General features: G+C 68.8%; 7 protein-coding genes and 2 tRNA genes. 6 read left to right on the plus strand and 3 right to left on the minus strand.

Annotated elements, in window-relative coordinates; genetic code table 11:
* Window positions 1-9 precede the first annotated feature (9 nt).
* On the minus strand, window positions 10-777 hold the full coding sequence (locus VGE49_RS05395) for an SDR family NAD(P)-dependent oxidoreductase (RefSeq protein ID WP_331033543.1): 768 nt from the start codon (window positions 775-777) through the stop codon (window positions 10-12).
* On the opposite strand from VGE49_RS05395, the gene VGE49_RS05400 reads away from it, so the two are divergent.
* Entirely contained in the window at window positions 682-1365 is a 684-nt protein-coding gene (locus tag VGE49_RS05400; protein ID WP_331033544.1) for a cation-transporting P-type ATPase, read from the plus strand. The two genes, VGE49_RS05395 and VGE49_RS05400, sit on opposite strands and share 96 nt — an antisense overlap.
* A 157-nt stretch (window positions 1366-1522) precedes the next feature.
* Here VGE49_RS05400 and VGE49_RS05405 read toward each other — a convergent pair.
* A tRNA-Asn gene (locus VGE49_RS05405) sits at window positions 1523-1597 on the minus strand.
* Between the two features lie 110 nt (window positions 1598-1707).
* Here VGE49_RS05405 and VGE49_RS05410 point away from each other — a divergent pair.
* The gene (locus VGE49_RS05410; protein WP_331033545.1) at window positions 1708-2517 is read left to right on the plus strand and encodes a TrmH family RNA methyltransferase; all 810 of its coding nucleotides are present in this window, start codon (window positions 1708-1710) and stop codon (window positions 2515-2517) included.
* 64 nt (window positions 2518-2581) lie between these two features.
* Window positions 2582-2767 (plus strand): hypothetical protein, encoded by a 186-nt coding sequence (locus tag VGE49_RS05415; RefSeq protein WP_331033546.1) that lies wholly within the window; start codon window positions 2582-2584, stop codon window positions 2765-2767.
* Between the two features lie 50 nt (window positions 2768-2817).
* Here VGE49_RS05415 and VGE49_RS05420 read toward each other — a convergent pair.
* A tRNA-Cys gene (locus VGE49_RS05420) sits at window positions 2818-2891 on the minus strand.
* A 134-nt stretch (window positions 2892-3025) separates the two neighbouring features.
* Here VGE49_RS05420 and VGE49_RS05425 point away from each other — a divergent pair.
* The 3 genes from VGE49_RS05425 (at window position 3026) to VGE49_RS05435 (ending at window position 6016) form a co-directional block, all read left to right on the plus strand.
* The gene (locus tag VGE49_RS05425; RefSeq protein WP_331033547.1) at window positions 3026-3655 is read left to right on the plus strand and encodes a protein-L-isoaspartate O-methyltransferase family protein; all 630 of its coding nucleotides are present in this window, start codon (window positions 3026-3028) and stop codon (window positions 3653-3655) included.
* Window positions 3656-3792: 137 nt separating this feature from the next.
* A complete protein-coding gene (locus tag VGE49_RS05430) occupies window positions 3793-5274 on the plus strand; it encodes a TolC family outer membrane protein (RefSeq protein WP_331033548.1) in 1482 nt (493 codons plus the stop codon).
* Between the two features lie 163 nt (window positions 5275-5437).
* The gene (locus tag VGE49_RS05435; RefSeq protein ID WP_331033549.1) at window positions 5438-6016 is read left to right on the plus strand and encodes a DUF2497 domain-containing protein; all 579 of its coding nucleotides are present in this window, start codon (window positions 5438-5440) and stop codon (window positions 6014-6016) included.
* Window positions 6017-6064 lie beyond the last annotated feature (48 nt).

Genomic DNA, 6064 nt, shown 5'->3' on the forward strand with positions numbered 1-6064 from the left:
GGATCGAACTCACCGGGCCGTATAGCCGCCGTCGATGACGAGTTCGGCCCCGGTGACGAATTTCGCCTCGTCCGACGCCAGGTAGACGGCGCCCCAGGCCACGTCGTCCCGCTCGCCCATGTGGCCGAGCGGATGCAGCGCCGCCGCCGCCTTCCGCGCGGCCCCGGGGTCGGCCTGGCGCGCCAAGTGATGCTCCACCATGGGGGTCTGGATGTAACCGGGGTGGATGGAGTTCACCCGGATGCGGTCGGCGGCGTAGAGCAGGGCGTCAGTCTTGGTCATCAGCCGCACCGCCCCTTTCGAGGCGTGATAGGGCGGCACGTCCGCCCCTCCGACCAGGCCGTAGATCGACGACAGATTGATGATCGAACCGCCGCCAGCCTGGCGCATGAGGGGGACGGCGTGCTTCACGCCGAAAAAGACCCCCTTGACGTTGACGCCCTGGACCCAGTCCCACTCGGCCTCGGTGATCTCGTGGGTGGGTTTGTCGGCGCCGGAAACCCCCGCGTTGTTCACCAGGATGTCCAGCCGCCCGAACCGGGCGGCGGCGGCCTCGATCGCGACGCGGACCGCTTCTTCGCTCGAGACGTCGCAGCCCCAGGCCTCGCATTCAAACCCACGGGCGACGAGCGCGACGGCGGACGCACGAGCGTCGTCCTCCAGGCGGTCGAGAAGGGCCACATGAGCGCCTTCCTCGGCCATTCGCGTGGCAATGGCCTGGCCCAGGCCCATGGCGGCTCCGGTCACGACGGCGACCTTGCCTTTCAGGCGTTGCATGGCGGCTTCTCCACTGCAGCCCCGGTCTGCGAAACCGGCGCGCGGCGGATGCGTTCCGCCCTTGACCCGCGGGGAAGCCGCTATGGCGCCGACCGATCGTCTGTCCGAGCCTCCACGGACGCCTGCCTCCAGATCGGACGCGGCGGCGTGGGGCGCGAAGCCGCTCGGCGTTTCGCCCGGTTCGGACCCAATGAAATTCGCAAGCCTCGCGGCCGCAGCCTGACGGCCGTCACGATCGGCGCCTTGCGCGAGCCGATGATCCTCCTGCTTCTGACGGCCACCGGGCTCTATCTCGTGTTCGGCCATAGGGTCGAGGGAATGTTCCTGGCCGCGGCCCGCGTCGCCTTGCTTGGCCCCGAGGCGGCTGCGAGCGGCATGGTCACGGTCACGGCCCCCGCGTCGGGCTATGTCACCCGGGTGCTGCAGGACAGCGCGCGGACGGTGGCCGCCGGCGCGCCGCTGATCGAAGTCGGCGATCAGAACGGGCTCGAGGCCGCCGTTGAACTCCCGTCCCAGGGCGCGGTGAGAATCCGCGAGGGCATTGAGGCCGAGGCCGTCGAGGGACTGAAGCGCGGCGGGGCAGAGTGAAGCAGCGTTCGTGAGGCGCAGCGCGATTTCGCGCGCCGACAGCGAGGCGGCGCGCTTCAGAACAACCGTGAAGCTCAGGAGCGTCAGGATCGGTGGGAGGCAAGCCCAATGGGCTGAATATCAAGCCTGACGATTTTATGGGCTTAATGCCCCCGAGTGGCTCCGCGGGTAGGATTCGAACCTACGACCAGCCGATTAACAGTCGGCTGCTCTACCACTGAGCTACCGCGGAACGTCCCCTCGGGGGAGGCCGCCGTATAGCAGCGCCTTTTTGATTCATGCAACGGGTAAAGTGCAGAAAACGCCGAAATTTATTCGACGGGCTGCGCTAGAAGGCTGGGCATGAATTTGATCCGTGTTTCCGACGCCGCCGATGCTCGCATTTCCGCCTTTCGCGATGTGAAGGAGCGTGACCTGACGGGGCGTCAGGGCCTGTTTGTAGCGGAAGGGGAGGTGGTGCTGCGCGTGCTGGCGTCGCCTGCGTCGCGCTGCGCGCCGGTCGCGGTGCTGATCGCGGAGAAGCGGCTGGAGGGTCTGCGGGACGCGCTGGAGCGCCTGCCGCAGGACGTGCCGGTCCATACCGCTCCGCAGGACGTGCTGGACGCTATCGCCGGCTTCCACCTGCACCGGGGCATATTGGCGCTGGGGCGCAAGCCGGAGCCGCCGGGCCTGGAGGCGTTTCTGGCCGGGCTGCCGGAGCGCGCCGTGGTGGTGGGCGCCTGCGGCATCGGCAATCACGACAACATGGGCGGCCTGTTCCGCAATGCGGCGGCGTTCGGGGCGGCGGGGCTGCTGCTGGATGCGACCTGCTGCGATCCCTTCTACAGGAAGGCGATCCGGGTGTCGGTCGGGGCGGCGTTGCGGACTCCCTTCGTCGAGGGCGTGACGGCGTCGGCGATGGTCGACGCGCTGGAGGCGCGCGGATTCGAGGTTCTGGCCCTGACGCCGTCGGCGACCGAGATGCTGTCCCAGCTCAAGCCCGCCCCGCGCACGGCGATTCTGCTGGGGTCGGAGGGACCCGGTCTGCCGGCTGAAGTCATCGCGCGCTGTCGGCCGCTGGCGATCCGCATGTCGGGCGGATTCGATTCCCTGAATGTCGCCACGACCAGCGCGGTGGCGCTGCACCACCTGACCACTTCTGGCATGGCTTGAGGCCGTCGGCGCGGAGCCGAAGGCGGTCAGAGGCGTTGGCTCTCTGAAATCGAGGGAGAGCGACATGAGCCTGCCGATGGCGTTGCTTCTGGTCGGCGCGCTGGCCTTTGTGGTCGCAGGCGCGGGATTCGCCTTTGTGCAGCCGCGTCGCTTCACGGATCGGGACGCGGATGGCGAGCCGGATGCGACGCCCGCAGAGATCGAGGGGGCGCGCAAGGACGACGGCTGGAATCGTGGTGACGAAGGCTAGCGCCAGAAACAAGAAAGCCGCCCCGAAGGGCGGCTGACTGTTTGTCGCGATGGAGGCCTGACCGGGAATCGAACCCGGGTGCAAGGATTTGCAGTCCTCTGCGTCACCACTCCGCCATCAGGCCATATGGGTCTCGAAACCGAGCCCCGAACCATCGCGAGGGGCGTCAGCTATCAGATCGGATTGTCGGCTGCAACGCACGGACCTATAAGCGCCGCAGATTTATTCGCTTACGCCGACCTGAAGGACCTCGGAACCATGGATTTCGCCGCTGCACGCAAGGTCATGCTGGACTCGCAAGTCCGTGTGAACGACGTCACGGACCGTGACCTGCAGGCCGCATTTGGCGCTGTCGAGCGCGAGCGTTTCTGCGCCGCCGACCGCGCCTTCTCCGCCTATGCCGACATCGAACCGGAAGTCGCGGGCGACCGTCGCCTGATGCTGCCGCGCGATCTGGGCAAGCTGATGCAGGCCCTGGACGCCCGCGCCGGTGAAAAGGCCCTGGTCCTGGCCGGTCCCTACGCCGCCGCTGTGCTGGCCCGCATGGGGCTGACGGTCACGGTTCAGGATTCGGACGCCGCGGTGTTCGAGGTCGCGGGCGCGGCCCTGGCCGACGAAGGCGTTTCGACCGTGGTCGCGCCGCTGAGCCAGCCGCAGGGCGAAGGCTATGACCTGATCGTCAGCGAGGGCGCCGTGCCGGTGCGTCCCGAATCGTGGATCGCCGCCCTGCGCCCCGGCGGCCGTCTGGCCGTGGTCGAACGCGCCGGGCCGATCGGCAAGGCGGTGCTCTATGTGCGTGGCCGCGAAGGCGTTTCGCGTCGCGAACTGTTCGACGCCGCGCCGCCGGTTCTGGCGGAACTGATTCCCGCGCCCGCCTTCGCGCTCTGAGCTTGAGGGCGGCGCGACGGAGACGCGCATCGGCTGCGTGAAAAAAACTTAACTGGCGCAGGGCGGGCAGAGCCTCCAACTACGCCATTCAGGCATTACGGGGCGCGCCGTTGGGGGCGTCAGGCAGGAATAGGTTCATGTTGAAACGCTCGCGCGCGCTCGCTTCGGTCGCTCTGATCGCTCTGGCCATGGGGGCCGGCGCGGCTCCCGCCGGCGCCGAGACCCTGCAGGAAGCGATCGGCCTGGCCTATCGCACCAACCCGACGCTGCTGGCTCAGCGCGCCAATCAGCGTGCGCTGGACGAGACCATCGTTCAGGCGCGTTCTGGCCTTCGCCCGACCATCAGCGCCTCGGCCGGGGTCGATTACAGCCGCGTGGACACCGACGCCCTCGGCGTGGTGGAAAGCGACGGCGCCACGGCCAGCGTCAGCCTGGCGCAGAATATCTGGACCGCCGGCCGCACCGCGCGGGGCATCGACGCCGCCGAAGCCAATGTCCGCGCCGGTCGCGAAAACCTGCGCGAAATCGAGCAGCAGGTGATGACCTCGGTCATCCAGGCCTATGCCGACGTGGTGCGGGACATGGAGATCCTGCGCATCCGCCAGGAAAATCTTACGGTCCTGCGCCGCCAGCTGGACGAATCCAACGCCCGCTTCGAAGTGGGCGAGATCACCCGCACCGACGTGGCTCAGTCCGAGGCCCGTCTGGCCCAGTCCGACGCCGATCTGGCCAACGCCCAGGCCCAGCTGTCGGTGTCGCGCGCGGCCTATGCCGCCGTCGTCGGCCAGGCGCCGACCAATATGGAAACCCTGCCGGTCCTGCCGGGCCTGCCGGCCGACTTTGACGGCGCGCTGGACGTGGCCCTGGTCGAGAACCCCGGCGTTCGCGCCGCCGCCTATGCCCTGCAAGCCGCCGAGGCCAATGTGGCGGCAGCGCGCTCCGAGTATCTGCCGTCGGCGCGTCTGACCGCGTCTTACGGCGGCACGGCGAACGACTTGTCGGGCTTTGACCTGACCGATCGCACCAGCTTCACGGCCGGCGCCACCGTCTCGGTGCCGCTGTTCACCGGCGGTTTGAACCGCTCGCGCGTGGCCCAGGCCCTGGAACGCGCCAACGCCGCCCAGATCACCGTCGAGGGCGAGCGTCGCGGCGTGCTGCAGACCGTCAGCTCGACCTACGCCCAGACGGTCGCCGCCAAGTCGACCCTGCAGGCTGGAGAGCAAGCCGTTCGGGCCGCCTCGGTCGCCGCCGAGGGCGTGCGTCAGGAGGCCCAGGTCGGCCTGCGCACCACGCTCGACGTGCTGAACCAGGAGCTGGAGCTGCGCTCGGCCCAAGTGACCCTGGCCAGCGCCCGTCGCAACGAATACGTCGCCCAGGCCCAACTGTTGGCCGCCATGGGCCGTCTGGGCGGGCCGAACCTGGATCCGTCGATCGCCGCCTATGACGCCGAGGCCAACTATAACTCGGTGCGCAACCGCGGCGGTTTGCCGTGGGACGGCGCGGTCGAAGCCCTGGATCGCGTCGCCTCGCCCTCGACCAAGCCTGCGGCCGACGCCGAAGACGCGCCGATCGACGCTCAGTTGAAGGGTGAAATCGTCCGCACCGCCCCCGGCAATTGATCCGGGATTAGCCTGACAGGCGAAAAACGTCCGTTGATTCCGACGGGCGTTGGTGCGACGACAGAGGCAAGGGGAGGGCGAGTCTGTTTGTCCGGCCCTGATCGTCGCCCGCCGCCCGGCGCCTGTCGGCGGTCCCTACAGGTTCAGCCCTCAAGGTTCTGCCATGACCGACCAGACCGCCCAGGAACCGACGATGGAAGAGATTCTGGCGTCGATTCGCCGGATCATCTCTGAAGACGACGCCCCGGCCGAAACCGCCGCCGCCGCGCCGGAGCCGGTTGTCGAGATCGCGCCTGAGCCCGTGCTGGAGGCTGCGCCTCTGGTCGCGGAACCGGCGCCCGTCGAGGACGAGGTGCTGGAACTGACCGAGCGTTACGAAGCGCCCGTCGCCGAATCGATCGGCGATCTGGACGTGGCCGACGTGGCGCCGTTCCCGGCCGCCCAGCCTGATCCGGCGCCCGCGCCGGCCGCCGCGCCTGATTATGATTCCCTGGTCGGCGAGAGCGCCGCCGCCAGCGCCGCCTCGGCCTTCGCCGGTCTGGCCGCCACCTTCCAGAAGCCGGAAGCGCCCGCCGCATCCGCGCCGCAGGACCTGCCGTTCGTCAGCGGCAATACGGTCGAGGCCATGGTCCAGGCCATGCTGCGGCCCATGCTGAAGGACTGGCTGGACGCCAACCTGCCGGGCATCGTCGAGGCCCAGGTACGCAAGGAAGTAGAACGCATCGCCCGCAACGCCGGCTAGCCCTTCGCTTCACCAGACACTAAGTCACTGAGGGCGGCTCCGGCGGGG

Source organism: Brevundimonas sp. (genome assembly GCF_036405315.1).
Taxonomy (GTDB): domain Bacteria; phylum Pseudomonadota; class Alphaproteobacteria; order Caulobacterales; family Caulobacteraceae; genus Brevundimonas.